Source organism: Mariniphaga anaerophila, from assembly GCF_900129025.1.
Classification (GTDB): Bacteria; Bacteroidota; Bacteroidia; order Bacteroidales; family Prolixibacteraceae; genus Mariniphaga; species Mariniphaga anaerophila.
In genome coordinates this window covers 1-21,866 of sequence record NZ_FQUM01000014.1, presented here as the reverse complement: position 1 = coordinate 21,866, position 21,866 = coordinate 1, and the positions used below count along the sequence as shown (strand labels likewise).

Below are 21,866 nucleotides of genomic sequence, written 5' to 3'. Positions count from 1 at the left end.
TTTTCCTTAATCTGATGGTAAAACCATTCTGGATTTTCGGAATTGACCGTACGGTTCAGAACATGGTCGGCGACGAAAGTTATGGCCTTTATTTTGCCCTGTTCAGTTTTTCAATGATTTTGAATATTCTGTTGGATTTGGGAATAACCAGCTACAACAACCGGAATATTTCGCGCTACAATTTTTTACTGAAGAAACACCTTTCCAACATTGTTGGGTTGAAACTGGTTCTTGCAATAATTTATGCTGTTTTCAGCCTTATTATTGCGGCAATTATCGGCTACAACAAAATTCAGCTTCACTTACTTTTCTTTCTCATTTTCAACCAGTTTCTTATTTCATTCACACTCTATTTACGTTCAAACATTACTGCGCTGCAGTTGTTCCGCACCGAAAGTTTTCTCTCGGTGCTCGACCGCACGCTGATGATAGGAATTTGCAGCGTGCTGCTTTTCACCAACGTACTGGGACACGACTTCAACATACAGTGGTTTGTTTATGCACAAACCATTGCTTACGGATTAACCGCCCTCATCACATTTGCCATTGTTTTGCAAAAATCAGGAAAAATAAAAATTCGGTTTAACCTGAAGTTTTTTATTGTTTTCCTCCGGAAATCGTACCCGTACGCACTGCTTATTTTGCTGATGGCGTTGTACAACCGCGTTGATTCTGTTATGCTCGAAAGGCTTTTGCCGGGAGCAACAGGACACGAACAGGCCGGAATTTATGCACAAGCCTTTAGATTGCTGGATGCCGTTTCCATGTTTGGAGCATTGATTGCCGGATTACTGCTGCCCATTTTTTCGAAGATGATAAAACAGGGCGAACCGGTTGGCGAAATGGTAAAACTCTCCTACACGCTACTCATTGTTCCGGCAATTATTATTGCAGTTTCCAGCGTTTATTACGATGGCGAAATTATGTCGTTGCTCTACCATTCGAATACGGATTACTCGTCTGACATTTTGGGAATACTGATGATTGGATTTACGGGAATCGCCACCACATACATTTTCGGGACGCTTTTAACGGCAAATGGCAGTATGAAGCAGCTCAACATTATGGCGTTTGCGGGGATGATTCTGAATGTGGCGCTGAACCTGATTTTAATTCCAAAGTTGCAGGCCTACGGATCGGCTTATGCAAGTTTATCGACCCAGATTTTCACCGGGGCAACCCAGCTTATTCTTGCACTTGCAATTTTCAAACTGAAACCCAGCCTCACCTATATTGTCAGGCTTCTGGTATTTGCCGCAGTTGTTATCGTTCTTGCCATTCTTACACAAAACATGGGCAACTGGGTTTACGGGTACTTTGCAATGATTGCTGGTTCGGTTTTATTTGCTTTTATCATTCGCTTGTTCAGCATTAAAGACATGCTTAAAATAATTCTTTACAAATAGTGTATGGCCAACCCTACCAACGAAGAGTTGCAAAACAGCGAAAAGTACGAGCTTGTTGCACAATTGGAACACCGCCGGATAAAAGAGTTTGTTGTTGAACAGCTTAACACCGAAAGCAGTTTAATTAAGGGATTTATGGTTTACCAGGGAATTATGATTTTGGTGGGGCTTTTTTTTGCCACCCGCCCGCTGGTACTGGCACTTAGGGGAAACTTCGAGCCACTTTTCTGGCTGCTTGGCGCCATGGTTTTCTCCTTCTCATTATTGATAGTTATTCACGAACTCCTGCATCTGCTGGCATTTAAAATTACCGGAGCCAAAAAAGTTCGAATCGGTGGCGACCTGAAAAAATTTATTTTTTATGCCGAAGCCGACCGCCATGTGCTCAACAAAAAACAATTTTCGTTTATTGCATTAACTCCGCTGGTAGCGGTAAAAATTATGGCGCTGGCCGGAATCATTCTCACAATAAGCAGCCCCGCTGTCTATTTCTGGATTTTTGTCATGTGCGTTCACAGCCTGTTTTGCGCGGGCGATGTTGGAATGCTCTCATTTTTAAACCGATTTACCGATTCAGAAATTTATACGTTTGATGTATCGGAAGAAAAGCGAAGTTACTTCTACCGGGAAATCTAAAATTCCAGTGTTGCCACAGTCAATTTTCCCGGGCTCGAAACCATTTTTATGCTTCCGCCGTGCAACGACATAATTTGCCGCGAAAGGCTCAACCCAATTCCCGACCCCGTTTCCTTTGACGTAAAAAACGGCACAAATATTTTGTCCATTAACTCTTCGGAAATTCCCGGACCGTTATCGGCAACCATAATTTGCACACGCCCTGTTTCAGACACTTTTCCACTCAGCTTAACCCAGCCGCCCGGTTCGTTTTTCAGAGCGTCTTTCGAGTTTTTTACCAGATTAAGCAGCACCTGCGTAAGCTGTTTTTTATCGGCAAATATCTCTAAATCGCCCGGAGCGACTTCTTTGCTAAGAGAAACATTACCGGTTTCCTCGTCCATGTTATTGAGCGTAATAATACCATCGAACAGCGCTGCAATTTTCACCGCCTCTTTTTCGGGCTGCGGAATACGTGTAAGTTTCCGGTAAGTTTCCACAAAACTAATCAGCCCGGCACCACGTTCGTTTATCACTTCCAACCCTTTTATTGTATTCCTGATGATTTTCTCGTCGGGCAAATTGCCATGCAAATTTTTGTAGTAACCAAGAATGGTTTGCGACAGCGAAGTGATTGGCGCCACCGTGTTCATAATTTCATGGGTAAGTACCCGAATGAGTTTTATCCACGACTCCAGTTCCTTAATTTCCAACTCATTTTTTATATCCTGGATGGCAACCAGTTGAAAATTTTCCTGCGCTGTTTTAAAAAGTGTCGATTTTAAAGACAATTGAATAACCCCGTTTTTGCCTGAAAAACTCACCATTGTGCGGCCTCCGGGCTTCAACTCTTTTAAAGCCTTAAACAACTTCTCGTCGACACGAAGGATTTGATTTATGTGAGTCAGGTATTCGTACCCTAACATTTTTTTTGCTGCCGAGTTGGCCAGAAAAATGGTTCCTTTTTCGTTGTAGGTGATTATTCCGATGGACACATGCTCCAGAATTGCACGGAAGTACTGCTCCTGTTCGCGTAATTCAAACTTGATGTTCTTGATTAACTCGTTCACCTTATTCATGCTGGCGTTTAACTCGTTGAGCGCACCTTTTCCCGTATCAACCGGAAAATTCAATGTTGAGTCGTCGTTTTTTACTGCTTCAAAAAACCAGGCAATCTTTCGGTTCGTGCGGTTCAAAAAGTTGACCAGCTCTGCCACTTCAGCAACAAAAACCACAGCCACAAAAACCGCCAACACATACTGTTTTTCATCGAACACAAGCCAGGCCTGCAGCAGCGCAGTTGCCGCCAGAAAAATAACCCGCATTATTATATTCCGGTTCAAATTTTGGCTGACCATTTTAAAGGTTATATTTTTTCATTTTGTTGTACAATGTCTGCCGAGTAACTCCCAGTTGCCCGGCCACGGCAGAAAGGTTTGAATTGTTGCTCTTTATCGCTTTGGCTATCATTTTTCGTTCCATCTCTTCGAGTGTCCCTTCAAAAACATCATCGCCATCGTGTATTACAGGTTGAAAAAAGAAATCATCCGGAGTAAGCTCGGCCTTATCATCAGAAAGAATAACTGCTTTTTCGATGGCGTGTTGCAACTCGCGCACGTTCCCCGGCCATTTATAATGAGTTAGTTTTGCCAATCCTGCTGCCGAAATTTTCTTCACCGGCTTCCGGTATTTATTCCGGTAAACTTCCAAAAAATGAATGGCAATGGCCTCAATATCTTCTTTTCTTTCGCGCAGGGGCGGAACCTCAATGTGAATCGTATTTATCCGGTACAACAAATCCTCGCGAAACGTTCCTTCTGCAACCATTGTAGCAGGATTACGGTTGGTGGCGCAAATCAGCCGGATATCCACCGGCACCGGTTTATTGGTTCCGATTGGCGTTACCACACGATTTTGCAACACAGCCAAAAGTTTGGGTTGCAACTGAATGGGAAGATTTCCTATCTCATCCAGGAAAAGTGTTCCGTTATTTGCATTTTCAATCTTGCCGGTGCGGTCTTCGCGGGCATCGGTAAAAGCGCCTTTTTTATGTCCAAACAGTTCGCTTTCAAACAGTGTTTCGCTGATGGCGCCCATATCAACGCTCACCATAATTTCGTTTGAACGTTTGGAATGCCGGTGCAGCTCGCGGGCAATCAATTCCTTTCCGGTTCCATTATCTCCGGTAATCAGCACATTCGCATCGGTTTGCGCCACTTTTCGCACAAGGTTCAAAATATCTAGCATTTGTGGAGAGCGCGCAATAATAAAATGTTGATTCCGATCCATCTCACTGCGCAATGCCTGCGTTTTCTGTTTGAGTTGCTTAATCTCCTTTTTGGATTGTTGCAGCTTGTACACATTATTTAAAGTAGCCCGGAGTTTCTCGTTGTCCCAGGGTTTCAGCACAAAGTCTGCCGCCCCTTTTTTCAGTGCTTTTACGGCCAGTTCCACATCGCCATAAGCCGTAAACAAAACCACCTCCATGTCGGGCCTCAGCTCCTGAATTCTTGAAAGCCAGTACAACCCTTCATTCCCGGTATTTACGCCGGCGGAAAAATTCATGTCAAGCAGCACCAAATCAAACTCTCCGTTTTCAATCAGCGAAGGAAGTTGATTGGGATTTGAGATGGTTTTTATTTCTTCAAAATCGTCTTGCAACAGCAATTCCAGCGCGCTCAAAATGCTTTTATTATCGTCAACTGCCAAAAGTTTTCCTTTTGTCATCTCTTCACAATTTTTAATGTGTTGAAGTTTCTGTTTTCCCTTGGCTTTATTTCTGCCGCAGGAAAAATTTCATTATCAAAATTACAGTTACCAAAAATCAATTCAAACACAGTGTCTAAAAACTTTACACTTTTTGTCTATTTTTTTTACACTTCTTGTCGCATTTCCTTCAGAAATAAACTACAAAACACTGATTTAAAACAACATAAAAATCAAGGCACTTTTTTTGGCATTCATTTTCAGCAAAAACAATTTTAGACAATGAGATTATATCTAATACTAATTACAGGATTGCTTTTCCTTTCCGAGGTGTCCGAAGCCCAAGACAAATGGACGCTGGAGCAATGCATCCGGTATGCGGTTTCCAACAACCTCGACCTGAAAATCACTTCCATTGAAAATGAAATAAAAAAAGAGGATCTGAGCCAGTCGAAACGCAACATCTTGCCCAGTGTTTCATTAAGCTCCGGAGGAAACAACTCTTTTGGCCGCTCGCTGGATTACACGTCTTACCAATATGTAAATACCAGCCAGTTTTACTCCAGCCTGAACATTTCCGGAGGGATGGATATTTTCAGGGGGTTCATCAGGCAAAACACAATTTCGCTTCGAAAAATGGCGCTTCTCGCAGGAATCGAAGATGAAAAGCAATTGCAATACGACATCGCGTTTGTGGTAATGGGAGCTTATTACAATACGCTTTACTACAACGGACTTGCAGAAATTGCAGCAGAGCAAAAAGAGCTGTCGGAACTCAACCTGAAACAAACGAAAAAACAGGCCGAACTGGGATTGAAAGCAAAATCGGATTTGCTGGAAATGGAATCGAGACTGGCCGCAGAAGAGTTGTCTCTGATTCAGGCACAAAACCATTTCAAAACAGAACTACTGAGGCTCAGGCAGGCGATGAACATCGAAAACACCGGAGAATTCGAAATCGATCTTCAAACGCCCGAAGTAGAAATTACGGCCGGACAGGCAACAACTCCTTCTGAAATTTTTGAAACAGCAACCCATTTTTACCCGGCACTAAAAGCAACAGAAATGAGACGAAACGTTGCAGAAAAAAACATTTCACTGGCAAAGGGGCAACTGTGGCCGCGGTTATCGTTGTCGGGGGCATACGCAACTAATTATGCGTCGCTGAAAGGACAAGAGAATACCGCTTCTTTTCAAAAACAGTTTAAAAACAATGCTTACCAATACGTTGGAGTTTCTCTAACCATTCCTGTTTTCGAACAACTGGGATTGCGCTCCGGAGTAAAAAAAGCACGATTAAACTATTTGCAGGCAGAAACAGAACTGGAAAAAAAGTCGCAATTACTATACAACGAAATCGACCAGAATTATCAACAGTTGGAATCGAGCCTGGCCGAATACAATCAACTGGTTAAGCAGGTTCGTTTTGCCCAGACAGCATACGAGGCAGCAGAGAAAAAGCTTGCGCAGGGACTCATCAGCATTATTGAATTATACGACTCGAAAAATGTGCTGGGGCAGGCAAAAACCGACTTGCTAAAAACAAAACTTCAATATGCAATCAGAAAAAAAACACTGGATTTCTATTTAGGAAAGCCGGTTTTCGAAGTCGAAACATCAAACGCTCAGTAGCATTTACCTGTAAAAAACAGAACAACATGGGAATGGATAGAAAAATAGAAAAGAAAAAAGGCATCAGGCTAAAACACATTATCTATGTTCTTGCCGGCATTGCATTTATACTTTTAGTGCTAAAAATTGCAAAGGATTCGAATGTGTCCAGCCTGAAAGTGGATAAAGAAAAAATTACCATCGAAGAGGTCAGCCAGGGCTATTTCGACGATTTTATACGCACCAACGGAAATGTGCAACCCATTTCCACCATTTATCTTGATGCCGAAGAGGGTGGCCGCGTGAAAGAACGGCTCATCGAGGAAGGTGCAATAGTTAAGAAAGGCGATGTGATTCTGGTTCTGGAAAACCGCACTGTTTACATGGATATCATGAACAGTGAATCGAACCTGGCACAAAAACAGAACTACCTGCGGCAAACCCGAATCAACTTCGAAAATGCGCTGATCGAATCGAAACGTCTACTGCTGAATTCAGATTTCGACATCATAAAAAAAGAAAGAAGTTACAAACAACAAAAAGCGTTGTACCAGGATGAGCTGGTTCCGAAAGAGCAGTATCTTCAGGCAAAAGAAGAGTACGAATATGCGGTTCAGTTGCAGGAGATCAATAAAATGAAGATGCAAAACGACTCGATAATTCGTGTTACTGAAATGAACCAGCTGGAGAAAGAGCTGGAGAAAATGACCGAAACGCTCAATCTTGTGCGCGAGCGGCTGGACAACCTAAATGTAAAAGCCCCGGTTGACGGGCAACTGGGAATGCTCGATGCCGAAATCGGACAAAGCATTGGCAAAGGCACCCGCATCGGGCAGATTAATGTACTTACCGATTACAAAATTGAAGCATTTATTGATGAGCACTACATCGACCGGGTGCGCCGCGAGCTGCCGGCAACCATTGAAAGGCAGGGACAGATGTTTCATCTCGCCGTAAAAAAAGTGTATCCGGAGGTGCGGAACTCACAGTTTAAAATCGACCTGGTTTTTACCGGCGAACGCCCGGAAAACATCAGAACCGGACAAACCTATTACATTAACCTGCAACTGGGACAACCACAACAGGCTATTCTGGTGCCACTGGGCGGATTTTTCAACAGTACGGGCGGCCAGTGGATTTATGTTGTTGACCCCACAGGGGAGTTTGCAACAAAACACGGAATCAGAATAGGACGAAAAAACCCCAAAAACTACGAAGTAATGGAAGGACTAAAACCCGGCGAGAAAGTGATAACTTCGGGGTACGATTTGTTTGGAGATAATGACCGGCTGATTCTTCGCTGAGAGGGAAGAGCAGAGAGCGAAGGGAGAAAAGCAGAGAGCGAAGGGCTAAGAGCATTGGGCTAAGAGCATAGGGAAAGAAGCAACGACACAATAAACATAGAGAATACGAAAAAAGCTAAAAACGAGTATTAATCAATTGGGGAATTATGAAGTAAAGTGCTTTCCTTTTTGCCCTTTGCTCCAGCCCCCTGGCAAAAATTAAAATTATGGCACATTTCAGATTTATGGATTTGGATATTTGGAAAAAGTCAATTGAGATCAACGACCGTTTATTTGATTTGGCCGACAAATTTAGTGATGCCAAGAGCTTTCGTGTAGCAGAGCAATTACGGGGAGCTTCTTTGAGTATTTCAAACAACATTGCCGAGGGCTCAGGATCATTTTCAGATAAAGATTTCGCTAATTTCCTTAACATTGCCAGAAGATCAGTTTTTGAAACCGCAAATATTTCTTTTGTTGCTTTTAAAAGGAATTTTATTGATAAAAAAGAATTAGATCAAATATTGGACGATTTAGATTTATTAAGTCGAAAAATCACAAATTTCAGAAAAACAGTTTTAAAAAATAATAACTAAATGCAAAGCACAAAAGGCTCTTTGCTCATTGCCCTTTGCCCTTTGCTTACAAAATCTTAAAATATGATACAAACAAATAAACTCACAAAAATTTTTCGCACGGAAGACGTTGAAACTTACGCCCTGAATGAAGTTTCCATGGAGGTAAAAAGAGGCGAGTTTGTTGCCATAATGGGGCCATCGGGTTGTGGCAAATCAACTTTGCTGAATATTATCGGCCTGCTCGACAATCCCAGTGGCGGCGAATACTATTTCGATGGCACCGAGGTTGGTTCGTACAAAGAACGCCAGCGCACCATGATGCGAAAAGGGAACATCGGTTTCGTGTTTCAAAGTTTTAACCTGATTGACGAACTTACGGTTTACGAGAACGTGGAACTGCCCTTGATCTACCTGAAAAAGAAGGCCAGCGAACGCAAAGAAATGGTAACTGCTGTTTTGGAACGCATGAAAATAGGACACCGTGCAAAGCACTTTCCGCAACAGCTTTCCGGAGGTCAGCAACAGCGTGTGGCCATTGGCCGTGCGGTAGTGGCCAACCCAAAACTAATTTTGGCGGATGAGCCAACCGGTAATCTTGATTCAAAAAACGGCCTCGAAGTCATGAATCTTTTAACCGAATTGAACCGCGAGGGGACAACCATTATTATGGTAACCCACTCCATGCACGATGCCGGTTTTGCTCACCGCGTAATTAACCTGTTCGATGGCGAAATACTCACCGAAAACGTAAACGAAAAAATGGCAGACATACTTTAACGATCTTTATTAAACCGTTTTATATCGGGAAAACTATTCATTGCATCGCGCAACAATAAATTCTGAAGGGCATACAAATAGAGAAAACAGAAGCAACATGCTATTTCAATACATATTTAGAAACATAAAAAAAAGGCCATTCCTCAATTTCATAAAAGTGTTGGGGCTTGCACTCGGATTAAGCGGAGTACTGTTTATCTCGCTGTTTCTGAAAAACGAGCTGACCTACGACTCTTTTCACAACAAAGCCGATCGCATTTACCGTTTAACGTATACAAACCCGGGTATTTTCGGGAACAATCATTTTGCCCGGATTTACAATTCGGAACAAGTTCCTGATTTGGCAGCTCATTTTCCCGAAATTGAAAACTATGCGCGGCTGGCTCCCCTCCGTGGTGGAGTTATGATGCACAACGAACGATACTATTCCATTAACGAAGCATTTGTGTGCGACAGTTCTTTTTTCCGGGTTTTTGATACCGAACTGCTGGTGGGCAACAAACACACGGTGCTGGAAGCGCCCGGCTCGATGGTGGTTTCTGAAGCCTTTGCACAAAAAGTATTCGGAGATGAAAGTGCTGTAGGTAAAATTATTTCGTTGCCGGCAGGCCAGTTTTATGCCCGGCAGACCGATTTCACGGTAAAAGGAGTAATGGAAAACTTTCCGCAGAACAGCCATTTTCATCCTGACCTGATTGCAACCCCGGCACAAGACGAAATTAGCTGGTGGGCTTATACATATCTGCTGCTAAAGGAACACGCCAATCCTGAAAATATTACTGCTGGCTATTCTCAATTTACGGCTCTGAAGGCTGAAGAATTTGGCGGCGAATCTGAAACGAAAGCGTATTTGCAACCAATCACCGATATTCATTTGCATTCTGACAAGTTACGCGAAATAGAAGCGAATAGTAACATGACAAACATCTACGTACTGTCTGTTGCAGCATTTATTTTATTGTTGATATCCATGAGTAATTACGCCAGTCTGAATCTTGGAATGGCAGGTTTCAACAACAAGTTTGTAACCATTAACCGTATTCTTGGCTCAACCCGAAACATGAACCTGAAGTATTTTTTTGCCGAAAGCCTTTTCATTGTTTTGGTGTCCACGCTCGTTGCATTGGCAATAGGAGTCCTTGTAAATTCGCTTATTGCCCATCATTTTGGTATTCATCTTTTTCGCGGAAACAGCTCGTTTATTGCGCTGGTCGTTTCCTTTTTTGGTTTACTGGGAATACTGTCCGGACTTCAACCTGTTCTGAAGCAACGTGTCGGGCAAATTCAACAAGGAAAGCAATCTCTTATAAAAAGCAACAAAATTAAAGTGAGCCAGGGAATTATTATTTCGCAGTACATTTTTGCCATTGGGCTGATTGTTGCCGTGATTATTATTTCCCGACAGAACCGTTTTGTTCTTGAAAACTCATTGGGCGCGGGGCATAAAAATATTATTTGCTTTGAATCGGTTCATGCCAACGTTCAGCAAAAATTCGAAATTTTTAAATCCGAACTTCTGAAACACAGTTCCATCGAATCGGTTTCGGCAATGCTGGAGCCTCCCGGAGGTGAAGCCAACGATATGTTTCCTTTCGAGATGGAAGGGTATTCCAAAGCAGAAAAGGAGCGACCAAACATGATTGGCGTTTTCCCGTGCGATTACTCGTTTGCAGAACTTTTTAACCTCGATTTTTTGAGTGGAAATAACTTCTCGCAAAACAACAGCGACACAGAAGGCTCGGGTGAATTTCTCATCAACGAAACGGCAATGCAGTTTTTAAACTACAACAATCCGCAGGAAATAATTGGAAAGGAATTCCGGCTAATTTCCCCGAATCCCGAAGTTACAGTTCCCCAAGGAAAAATAGTTGGTGTAGTGAAAGATTTCCACTTGTCGAGCTTAAAAAAAAGAGTGGAGCCGCTGGTGCTTTTCAAACGGGATAAGCTATGGCTGCTCAATTTTGTTGTTTCATTCAAACCCGGAATGCGCCAGACTGCATTAAGCGATATTTCATCGCTATGGCAGGAACTGTTCCCTGCTTATCCTTTCATTTATGAAGATGTAGATGTTCTGTATAAAAAAGTGTATAAAACAGAATTGTTACAGGCACGTTTACTCAGCATTTTTACGTTCATCTCCATTTTTATTAGTTCAATGGGGTTGTTGGGAATATCGCTCCTGGTTTCTCAACAACAAACCAAAGAAATCGGCATCCGCAAAGTAAACGGTGCCAAAGTATCAGAAATACTTGCCATGCTCAACAAAGACTTTATAAAATGGGTAGTAATCGCGTTTGTTATAGCTACGCCAATTGCGTACTACGCCATGAATAAGTGGCTCGAAAATTTCGCTTACAAAACCACTTTAAGCTGGTGGGTTTTTGCATTGTCCGGAATGCTGGCGCTGGGAATTGCTCTGCTGACGGTGAGTTGGCAAAGCTGGCGGGCAGCGACAAGAAACCCGGTGGAGGCGTTGAGGTATGAATAATTAAACTAAGAACTATGATAAAGTATGATTTTCTTTTTGCATTACGGAACTTCCGAAAACAAAGATTGTTCTCGATGGTAAATTTGTTTGGGCTTAGTTTGGCGATTGTATCTGTATGCCTGATACTGATTTACGTGCAAAATGAACTAAGTTATGACCGGTTCAACAAAAATATTGATCAGATCTATCGTGTTTACAATTCTTTTGTCAGGGAAGGGAAATCGCAAGACTGGGTTCAAACGGCGGCACCGCTGGCGGCTTTTATTAAAGATAAAGTTCCTGAAATAGAAAACACGGTAAGGGTTGCAAAAATCCCGAAAGGATTGGTCGGTTACGGAGAAAATCATTTTTTCGAAAATAATATGGTTCTGGCCGATGCGTCAATATTCGATGTTTTTACTTTTCCCCTTCTCATTGGAAACTCCCGTTCTGTTCTAGAGAACCCCAATTCAGTAGTAATTTCTAAAAAGATTGCAGAGAAATACTTTGGAAAAGAAAATCCTCTTGGAAAAACAATCAGCTATAACCGCAGTATCAATCTGACCGTGAGTGGTATTATGAAAGATATACCGGGGAACACGCACCTCCCGTGTGAAATGATTGTTTCCATGGCTACGGCAAAGGCTTTCTTCGGAGAATATTTCCTTACTAACCAGATGAATACGACTGTTTTTACATATTTACTTATTCATAAAGGGACAGAATTACCCCGACTTAAAAAGGCTTTTGGTGACATAGTTGCTGATTATCATGGGGCAGATTTTGACGATACATTCCATGTTCAATCACTTTCATCCATACATCTTAACTCTAATAAGGGAGGAGAATATCAGCCTAACGGCGATATTCGCACAGTGTATATTTTTAGCGCTATTGCCGTGCTGATCCTGCTCATTGCCTGTATCAATTATATCAATCTTTCACTTTCGCTGAATAAAAAACGATATGCGGAGCTTGGTGTGCGAAAAGTAATGGGAGCAGGAGCTGCACAGTTAATCAAACTGTTTTTATCAAATGCCTTTTTCTTTGCCACAATCTCAGTATTGGCTTCTATTGTTATAATTTGGTTTTTACTTCCCTGGTTTAGCCATTTATCGGGCGTAATGTTCAAGTTCAATAAATTAAGTGTTCAGTTTTACCTGGGATTATTCCTGGTTTTTTTATTGATTGTTTTAACAACAGGTCTCTCTTCGGGCTGGATGGCTGCACGTTTAAAGCCGGTAGCTACCTTAAAGAAATCAGGGAAATGCAAAAAACGAAATATTGAAATACACGGAATAATGGTATTGTTCCAATTCTCGATATCTATTGTTCTGATAGTAGCAACGCTACTGGTAAACCAGCAAATGAATTTGTTGAAGAGCAAGAACCTGGGCTTTTCAAAAGAGCAATTATTTGTTATTCCGGTTAACGATCAAAATATTCGGTCAAAGATTCAATCGTTTAAGCATGATTTATTAACCAATCCAAACATCCTTTCAGCAAGTGCTACTTCCGATCTCCCGGGGAAAATGCTGTGGGTTACCTCTATAAATTACGAAGGTGAAAGTGAACAAAGCCCCCAAACGATGACTTACCTGGAGGTTGATAAAGATTTTATATCGACGTATGGAGTGAATTTGAAAGACGGATATTTACCCGGCGACACAGCTTGCCCGTAAAATAATGGTACTCAGTATTTACTAAATGAAACAGCAGTAAAAACACTGGGATGGAAAAATCCGCTTGGTGAAATGTTTTCTTGTTACAATGGGAAACAAGGCCATATTGTTGGGATTGTGCATGATTTCAATTTCAAGTCGCTGCACGAAACTGTTGAACCCTTGTTTTTATACATGAAAGAAGGTGTAAATAACTACCTGACTTTAAAGCTGGATACACGAAATGTAACAAATACAGTATCGTTTGTCGGGCAGCAATGGAGCAAATTTTCCCCTGAAAGCCCGTTTGAATATTTCTTTTATAATGATTTCTACAACCAGTTGTATAAAAGCGAGGCCCGCTTTAGCCAGATCATCCTTATTTTTTCTTGTATAGCTATTCTTATTGCCTGCCTGGGGATTTTTGGACTGGCCTCTTTCCTGTCAGAAGCCCGAACCAAAGAAATCGGCATCCGCAAAGTAAACGGTGCCAAAGTATCAGAAATACTTGCCATGCTCAACAAAGACTTTGTAAAATGGGTAGTAATCGCGTTTGTTATAGCTACGCTAATTGCATATTACGCTATGAATAAGTGGCTTGAGAATTTTGCTTACAAAACCAGTTTAAGTTGGTGGATATTTGCCCTGGCCGGAGTACTGGCTTTGGGAATTGCGTTGCTGACGGTGAGTTGGCAAAGCTGGCGGGCAGCAACAAGAAACCCGGTGGAAGCGCTACGTTATGAATGAATAATATGTAATGAATAATTGAAAAACTCACATCGCAATAGATGACTCCGCTTTGAGTGAAATCTTTACTGAAAAAATTAAACAGATGAACTACTACATCAAAATCGCAGTTAGAAACTTGATTCGGGAAAAAAAGTATTCTCTTTTTCTGCTCTTATCAGTTTGCATCGGTTTAATCACTTTTATACTGGTTTCGGGCTATGTTTTTTACGAAAAGGGGTTCGACCGCGTTTTTCCCGATAACAAAAATATTTACCGGATTACAACCGACATCTACAGCGAAAATAAATTAAGCCTTTCTATCCCGGAATGCGAACGGGGTATTTCAACCTCAATTAACGAAAAATACCCAAATGTTTTAGCAGCAGGTTTTATTACCAAAACAAATAATCCACAGTATAAAATTGGTGAGGAAATTTTCACCAATAAGCATATTTACCATGCATCGTATGGATTTCTGGATGTCTTTTCCATTCCACTTGTTCGGGGAAATAAAACACAGGTTTTAACCCGGCCTTACACCGCGATTATCTCGGAAAGTACTGCCAAAAAATATTTTGGCGCAATCGACCCGGTCGGGCAGGTTTTGTTTAAATACCCGGTGCATGAATATACCATCGAAGGCGTTTTTCGAGATATTCCAAAGCAAGCGCATTTTTCTGCTGATGTTTTGCTTTCGTTTCACGACGATATGCACCTGCCACCACCGGCAAAAGCACAGTGGGGCGAAACCGGCTTCTACACTTACCTCAAATTGAAGGAGAATACAGACCTCAACCACTTGGAAGCCGGAATTAACAACCTTGTTGCAGAAAATAAAAAAAGCACATTCGAAAAAAACAATATTCAACACAAATATCATTTGCAGCCGCTGAACAGCATTCATCTGCACTCCGCGTTAAAAAACGAGCTTGAACCCAATTCCCGGGCCGGGTATGTTTACCTCATTTTTATGGTTGGGCTTTTAATTCTTGCGGCTTCCGGTTTTAACTACATCCAGTTTTCGTTTTCACGATTAATAAATTCGGCCAAACAAACAGGAATAAAAAAAATAAATGGCGCTACATCATCAGAAATTATTTCGGCTTCACTGGCTGAATCTCTTATAATTCATCTGGTTGCATTGATTGTTTCGCTTGCTGTTGTTCGAATGTTGTTCCCGGTTATGCGAAACGAATTTGGAATTTTGCTTGAGCCGGTTTTTGCACAACCCCTGTTCCTTGAAGTTCTTTCCGGCATTCTTGCAGTAAGCATTTTCGTAAACGGAGTTCTGCCAGCTCTGTTGATTAGCCGTTTTAATAGCCTTGAGTTGTTAACGTTGAAATATAAACCTGTTGCGAATGGAATCTCCTTCCGGCAGGTGATTGTAATTGCACAGTTTGTAATTATTATCGCCATTGTTTCAGGAATTTCAGGAATGAATAAACAGGTGAATTTTCTGATTGATAAAGACAAAGGCTTGGAATTAACCAATACTGTTGTGGTAAAAGTTCCTTCAAATCTTCGGAAAACCTCGCAACGCATTAACAACCTGCAGGCCTTTGAACACGATTTAACCAGTCACAGCTCTATTCTCGGAATCTCAAGTTCAAATGCAATTCCGGGAGATTTGCCTGCTTACAATTTCAATTTTAACGAAAAGCAATCGCAAAAAGGAGGCAAAGCCGCATTAGTTGTGGCTGACAGCAGTTACATAACGAATTACAAAATCGACTTAATTGCCGGAAATAACTTTTTTACAAATAGTGAAGGGAATAACCAATGTATAATTAACCGGGCGTGTTTGGCGGTTTTGGGCTTTAACAATCCCGACGAGATTATTGGGAAGGTGTTGAAAATGCGTGATGAAAGCGGATTGCAGAATTTTGACACCCAAATAGTAGGGGTGACAGAAAATACTGATTTCAGTAATGCCAAAGAAAAACACGACCCCATCATTTTAATTGACTGGACACAAAATATGATTTGGGGAAATTATTCCATAAAAACAGCAACTGCCAATTATGCATCAATTCTTCCGTTTATACGCGAAAAATTTCATGCTACATTTCCTAACTATCCATTTGAATATGTGGTACTGACCGACTATTACAATTCCCAGTTTAATGCAGAAAACCAATTGATAAAAATATTCAAGATGTTTATTCTGGTTGCCGTTTTAATTAGTGTAATCAATCTGTTTTCTATTTCGTGGTTGCTTATATCGGCACGGGTAAAAGAAATTGGCATCCGCAAAGTAAACGGCGCCAAGGTATCGGAAGTATTGACCATGCTGAACAAAGACTTTATAAAATGGGTAGCCATTGCTTTTGTAATTGCTACGCCGGTTGCTTACTATGCTATGAATAAATGGCTCGAAAATTTTGCCTATAAAACTACTTTAAGCTGGTGGATTTTTGCGTTGGCAGGGCTGCTGGCGCTGGGAATTGCACTGCTAACGGTGAGCTGGCAAAGCTGGAGAGCAGCTACGCGAAATCCTGTGGAAGCTTTGAGGTATGAATGAGTTAATAACGAATAATTGAAAGATAATGAGTGATCATGAAAATATAGTGCTTGACAAATCTTATCGATTTGCTATCAGAATTGTAAAAATGTACCAGCATTTGTCTTCCGAAAAAAAAGAATACGTTTTCAGCAAACAGGTTTTGCGGAGCGGAACTTCAACAGGAGAAAATGCAGAAGAAGCAGTCGGCGGTATTTCGAAAGCTGACTTTAGAGCTAAAATGAGCATTGCGTATAAAAAAGCGCGGGAGACTGAATATTGGCTGAGGCTATTGCACAACACAGGATGCAGTTGTATCGATTACAACAGACCTCAAAGAATTATTGAAAATTTTGTTTTCGATTATTAAAACAGCAGGAAAGTAACACCTCAAAAATTATCAATTATTCATTATTAATTGAAATAGTATAAATCACACCAAAATAAATTTGAAAAATGATCCGATTTAAAATAAAACTTGCCCTTCGTAATTTACTGAAGAACAAACTGTATTCAGCTTTAATTATTGGCGGATTTGCTATTGGATTTACGGCCTGTATTCTTATTGCTCTGTTTTACAATGCCGAGAACAATGTAAATACACATTTTCCTCAGCACGAAAATATTTTTCGGTTGTACGATGCCAAACAAAATAAGTCGGGGCTCGACTATAAACTAAATGCTATACTCGCCGAAAACTACCCTGGCATTGACGAAACCTGTCCGCTTGGGTATTCGTATTTTCCCATTACGCTTAAAGATCCCGAGACAAAAGACTACACGCGGGTAACTTATGTGATTTCTACAAACAACAATTTTTTTGATATTTTTTCTACTGAAATAGTTTCAAGTCTGGGAAGTAAACCATTTATCCAAAATAATTCGGCAGTAATCACCGAGTCGGTAGCGAAAAACCTTTTTGGCGACAAAAACCCTTTGGGGCGCACTGTGCAGGAAGGATATTTTACCGCCACTGTTACTGCGATTATAAAAGACCTTCCCAAAAATTCGAGTTTTAAGGCAGAATTACTTTTAAACAGCGAAAACGAAGACTTTCAGATGGCGCAGGAGTGCGACCATGGGGTTTGCATTTATCCGGTCGATCATTTTCTTCTGCTAAACCCAGACGTTGACCCGGCCCGGCTTTCTGAAAAGCTTAATGCCACAATCGGGCAATTCAACACTAGCACCGACAGTCTGGCATTACAAAACATATCCGACATTTATCTTTCATCGTTAAACCTGGGGTGGACAGACGAGCACACCAAGGGCAATTCTAAAGTGCTGCTTATTTTTCTGGCCATTGCCATTCTGATTATTCTTTTGTCCAGCATCAATTACCTCAACTACACCGTTTCGATGCAATATGCAAAAATGAAGGAAATCGGGATCAACAAAACCAACGGCGCGGGAAAAATGCACTTGCTTGTCGATTCGCTTATTGAAGTATCGCTGGGCATTTTTATTGCACTTTCCATTTCGCTCATACTGGTTTCGTTTCTGCTTCCGTCGACCAGTATCCTGTTCGGAAGAGAAATTCATTTTTCCGATGTCAATTTTCGCCAGTTGCTGCCGGTTTTTGCAGCAACAATTACCGGCATAGTATTACTGAATAGCCTGGCTCCCATCTACGTTCTTTCCCGGTTTAACATTACCGATTTTCTTTCGGGAGGCAGAAAAAAAACCGGAAGGCAAATTGGGAAGCAGGTTATGCTTACTTTCCAGCTTACCGTTTCAATCGCTCTCATTGCCGTAGTCATCCTCATCTTCAAACAACTTCAGTATGTAAAACACTACGACTTAGGATTTAACGAAGAGCATCTTTTACGAGTAGAACTACCCACTTTGTTTGAAAACAGAAAAGCCCTGCAAAACGAAATTACAAAGCTGCCGTTTGTGTCAGAAAGCACGTTTAGCAGAGGCTACCCCGGACACATTAATTTGTCGATGGGAAGTGGTGTGGATGGCGATGAGTTTCTGGTAAACTGCATTTATATTTCCGATAATTTTTTGGAAACCATGGGAATTCAGTTGCTCGAAGGACGGACATTCATGGACGGGGATAAAAATCAGGCCTGTATGATGAACGAGGCTGCGGTGAAACGTTATGGCTGGGAAAACATTGACGACAAAAAATATAAAAACGGACGGGAGGGCGGCTACAAAGTAATTGGCAAGGTGAATAATTTTAATGTGGAGTCATTACATTCAAACCTGACCCCCGTGGCACTGCTTTATGACCCCGACCACGAATTCAATTCACTTTCGTTGCGTTTAACTCCAGGGAATGTGGGGCAACAAGTGGACGAGCTTCGGAAAACCTGGCAAAGAATTTTGCCCGACGACCCCATGGAATTTACTTTTTACAACGACCAGTTTCAGGCAATGTACGTAAAAGAGGAAAGGCTGGCAAAATCCATCACCTTCTTTTCGCTTATCGCCATTGCGCTTACCTGCATGGGAATCCTCGGACAAATTTTTATGGTTAGCCTGAACCGCACCAAAGAAATTGGAATCCGCAAAGTAAACGGCGCCAGAATATCTGAAATTCTAACCTTGCTAAACAAGGACTTTGTAAAATGGACAACCGTTGCCTTTGTTATCGCTACGCCAATCTCGTGGTACACCATGCATAAATGGCTCGAAAACTTTGCCTACAAAACCACCCTCAGCTGGTGGATATTTGCGCTGGCAGGTTTGCTGGCACTGGGAATTGCGCTGCTAACGGTGAGTTGGCAAAGCTGGCGGGCAGCAACAAGGAATCCGGTGGAAGCGCTGCGGTATGAATGAGTTAATAATGAATAATTGGAAATGTGTAATGAATAATTTAAGAAATGAACAACGTTGTAATCAATCGTTTACTGATTAAGAAAGCTGCATCTCCGGAATTAATAATTGTTCATTACTCATTACTAATTAAAAAATTAAGTTTTTATTATGAACCGAACATGAATTTTCTTCATTCAGAACTAACAAACAGGAGTGATTAAAATTTATGTAAGTTCCTGAATGTCTTCCAATTTTTTAAACATTCAGAAATCAAAAAAATTTGTACAGATGAAACGTTTTTTTTATTCCATAATTAGAAATATAAAACGAAATCCGTTTTATTCAGCCATAAATATTTTTGGACTCGTTTTAGGTTTTTTAAGTGTATTCCTCATATCTGCCTGGATTAAGTATGAACTGAGTTACGATTCCTTTCATACAAACAGTAAGAATATTTACAGGGTTCACCGGTATTTTTACGACCCGGACGGAGCAGAAAACCTTCATTTACAATATGTAGCCCCGACTATTGCGCCGTTACTAAAAAACGAAATTCCGGAAATTCAGCATATTGCAAGAGTTAGTCATACCGGACTGGTTTTTAGGGCTGGCGATAAAAAAATACTGGAAAACAATACTTGCTTTGCAGAACCAGAAATCCTCAATATTTTCGATTTTAAGGGCCTACCCAATAATGAAAACTTACTAAAGCAACCGCTTACTTTAATCATCTCGGAAAAAGCAGCTCAACGTTTTTTTCAAACTGCTAATGCTGTTGGAAAATCGTTGGATGTAAAAGATGACTCGGGGAAAAAATACAGCTTTGTTGTTCAGGGCGTATTTCAAAACTGGGGGCAAAACAGTCATTTCAAACCAGAAGTCTATATATCGTTCAGCACTTATGAATCAATTGTAGGGCAGGAAGAATTGAAAAACTGGGGAAGCAATAATTATGAGACATTTGCACTAATTCCGCATATGCCCAAAAATATAAATTCCAAACTGGATGGCTTTATAAACAAACAATTCGAAAACGGAACTGAATGGACAAAAATTAGACTGGAAAGCCTCACCGATATTCATTTTAACTGGTACAGCAGCCGTTCATTTATTTACATCCTTGCTTCGGTGGCGTTATTGATTCTGATTGTTGGCAGCATTAATTACATGAATTTAAATGTTGCCATGTACACAAAACGATTGAAAGAGATTAAAGTAAAAAAGGTAGTTGGGGCATCAAAAAAACATCTCACGCTGCAATTAATATCCGAGTCTGTTTTCTTTTGTTTCAGCTCAGTTTTAATTGCGCTGGGTGTTATTTCCCTTTTCGCTTCTAGCATTGATGAGATTATCGGAAACGGGTTTCATCTGAGTATGATTGAAAACACAGATTTAATTGCAGGTGTTGTTATTCTTTCTGTTGTTACCGGTGTTCTGTCAGTTCTTTATCCGGTTCTGATTGTTTCGTCGTTTAAGCCGGTAATTTCAGGCGGAAAAGAAAAAATCGCCGCGGGAAATAATGCATTTCGGGGCGGCCTGGTAACATTTCAGTTTACAGTATCAATTGCTCTAGTAATTTCTTTTCTATTTGTATTCAAGCAAACAAACTACCTGCACGAAAAAAACCTGGGACTCGACAAAGAAAACATTGTTGTAATTCCATCTACTCAGCAGCTCAACGAAAAATTAGATGTATTAAAACAGCAACTGGCTCAAAACCCGAATATTATCTCCGCTTCTGCATCGAAAAGAACACCTTCGCAAGGGCTGTGGGATTCCGGTTCTGCAACAGTAATTTCCGACGGAAGTTCTAAACCGCTCGATTTCAGGCTGGCCAACATCAACATTGATGAGAGTTTTCTTTCCACATACAAAATTGAGCTTGCAGCAGGCAAAAATTTCGAAAAATTTAGCGAATCAAATGCCGGTTATCTGATAAATGAAACTGCGGCAAAAAAAATCGGTTGGGATTCTCCTGAGGATGCAATCGGAAACCAAATCAACTATAGCGGGCAGGTAGGAAGAATAATTGGGGTGACAAAAGATTTTCATTATGAATCGTTACACATACAACTTGCTCCGGTTATTATGATGTGCCGCCCGGAAAACTTCAATTCTTTATCCATCAGAATTACACCATTCGACAAAACCAAAACGCTGGCTTTTATCGAAAATGTATGGCAGCAATACAATTTGCAAGACAATATTTTTTCGTATGAATTTATGGATGACCGTTTTAACCGCCTTTACACCGCTGAAGAAAACATTAAACAGCTTTTAAACTATTTTATGATTATTGCTCTTTCGATTGCCATTCTCGGATTAATAGGATTATCGATGTTTATTATCCAACGGCGGGTAAAAGAAATCGGCATCCGCAAAGTAAACGGGGCAAAAATATCTGAAGTTATGACTTTGCTTAACAAAGACTTCATCAGATGGGTAGCCATTGCGTTTTTAATAGCCACACCAATTGCCTGGTACGGCATGCATAGCTGGATGCAAAGTTTTGCCTACAAAACCACTTTAAGCTGGTGGATTTTCGCATTAGCCGGGGTATTGGCACTGGGAATTGCATTGCTCACCGTTAGTTGGCAAAGTTGGCGGGCAGCTACACGAAATCCGGTGGAGGCGCTGAGGTATGAATGAGTTAATAATTAATAATTGGATATTACTGATGCAATAAATTTTTTACTCTTAAAATAAACTAAGTTCATTGACATTTTGATTTTGATCGAGTAGGTCGTCAACTGGCTGTTCCAGC

15 protein-coding genes are annotated in these 21,866 nt (G+C 41.0%); 13 read left to right on the top strand and 2 right to left on the bottom strand.

Annotated elements, in window-relative coordinates; genetic code table 11:
• Nucleotides 1-14: 14 nt before the first annotated feature.
• Nucleotides 15-1,406 (top strand): oligosaccharide flippase family protein, encoded by a 1,392-nt coding sequence (locus BUB08_RS18345; RefSeq protein WP_073003379.1) that lies wholly within the window; start codon nt 15-17, stop codon nt 1,404-1,406.
• Between the two features lie 3 nt (nt 1,407-1,409).
• Nucleotides 1,410-2,042: a DUF3267 domain-containing protein gene (locus BUB08_RS18340; RefSeq protein WP_073003378.1), complete on the top strand. Its 633-nt coding sequence runs from the start codon at nt 1,410-1,412 to the stop codon at nt 2,040-2,042.
• Here the strand turns inward: BUB08_RS18340 and BUB08_RS18335 are convergent.
• Both BUB08_RS18335 and BUB08_RS18330 read right to left on the bottom strand, forming a co-directional pair.
• Complete coding sequence (locus BUB08_RS18335) at nt 2,039-3,379, bottom strand: sensor histidine kinase (RefSeq protein WP_073003377.1); 1,341 nt, start codon at nt 3,377-3,379, stop codon at nt 2,039-2,041. The genes BUB08_RS18340 and BUB08_RS18335 overlap by 4 nt on opposite strands.
• Nucleotide 3,380: 1 nt before the next feature.
• Entirely contained in the window at nt 3,381-4,748 is a 1,368-nt protein-coding gene (locus BUB08_RS18330; RefSeq protein ID WP_073003376.1) for a sigma-54-dependent transcriptional regulator, read from the bottom strand.
• Between the two features lie 261 nt (nt 4,749-5,009).
• Here BUB08_RS18330 and BUB08_RS18320 point away from each other — a divergent pair, with 261 nt between their 5' ends.
• The 11 genes from BUB08_RS18320 (at nt 5,010) to BUB08_RS18270 (ending at nt 21,751) form a co-directional block, all read left to right on the top strand.
• Nucleotides 5,010-6,359, top strand: coding sequence for a TolC family protein (locus BUB08_RS18320; RefSeq protein WP_083570862.1), 1,350 nt, complete (start codon nt 5,010-5,012; stop codon nt 6,357-6,359).
• 32 nt (nt 6,360-6,391) lie between these two features.
• Complete coding sequence (locus tag BUB08_RS18315; RefSeq protein ID WP_073003413.1) at nt 6,392-7,642, top strand: efflux RND transporter periplasmic adaptor subunit; 1,251 nt, start codon at nt 6,392-6,394, stop codon at nt 7,640-7,642.
• Between the two features lie 206 nt (nt 7,643-7,848).
• Complete coding sequence (locus BUB08_RS18310; RefSeq protein WP_073003373.1) at nt 7,849-8,217, top strand: four helix bundle protein; 369 nt, start codon at nt 7,849-7,851, stop codon at nt 8,215-8,217.
• 63 nt (nt 8,218-8,280) lie between these two features.
• The gene (locus BUB08_RS18305) at nt 8,281-8,976 is read left to right on the top strand and encodes an ABC transporter ATP-binding protein (RefSeq protein WP_073003372.1); all 696 of its coding nucleotides are present in this window, start codon (nt 8,281-8,283) and stop codon (nt 8,974-8,976) included.
• A gap of 97 nt (nt 8,977-9,073) precedes the next feature.
• Nucleotides 9,074-11,464 carry an ABC transporter permease gene (locus tag BUB08_RS18300; protein WP_139249793.1) on the top strand — a complete coding sequence of 797 codons (2,391 nt, stop codon included), beginning with the start codon at nt 9,074-9,076 and terminating at the stop codon, nt 11,462-11,464.
• A 74-nt stretch (nt 11,465-11,538) separates the two neighbouring features.
• Complete coding sequence (locus tag BUB08_RS18295) at nt 11,539-13,125, top strand: ABC transporter permease (RefSeq protein WP_073003370.1); 1,587 nt, start codon at nt 11,539-11,541, stop codon at nt 13,123-13,125.
• A gap of 72 nt (nt 13,126-13,197) precedes the next feature.
• On the top strand, nt 13,198-13,851 hold the full coding sequence (locus tag BUB08_RS18290; RefSeq protein ID WP_073003369.1) for an ABC transporter permease: 654 nt from the start codon (nt 13,198-13,200) through the stop codon (nt 13,849-13,851).
• A gap of 85 nt (nt 13,852-13,936) precedes the next feature.
• Nucleotides 13,937-16,354, top strand: coding sequence for an ABC transporter permease (locus BUB08_RS18285; RefSeq protein ID WP_073003368.1), 2,418 nt, complete (start codon nt 13,937-13,939; stop codon nt 16,352-16,354).
• 25 nt (nt 16,355-16,379) lie between these two features.
• Nucleotides 16,380-16,703, top strand: coding sequence for a four helix bundle protein (locus BUB08_RS18280; protein ID WP_217651657.1), 324 nt, complete (start codon nt 16,380-16,382; stop codon nt 16,701-16,703).
• A gap of 86 nt (nt 16,704-16,789) precedes the next feature.
• The gene (locus BUB08_RS18275) at nt 16,790-19,123 is read left to right on the top strand and encodes an ABC transporter permease (protein ID WP_073003367.1); all 2,334 of its coding nucleotides are present in this window, start codon (nt 16,790-16,792) and stop codon (nt 19,121-19,123) included.
• Nucleotides 19,124-19,390: 267 nt separating this feature from the next.
• The gene (locus BUB08_RS18270) at nt 19,391-21,751 is read left to right on the top strand and encodes an ABC transporter permease (RefSeq protein WP_073003412.1); all 2,361 of its coding nucleotides are present in this window, start codon (nt 19,391-19,393) and stop codon (nt 21,749-21,751) included.
• The last annotated feature ends 115 nt before the right edge of the window (nt 21,752-21,866 follow it).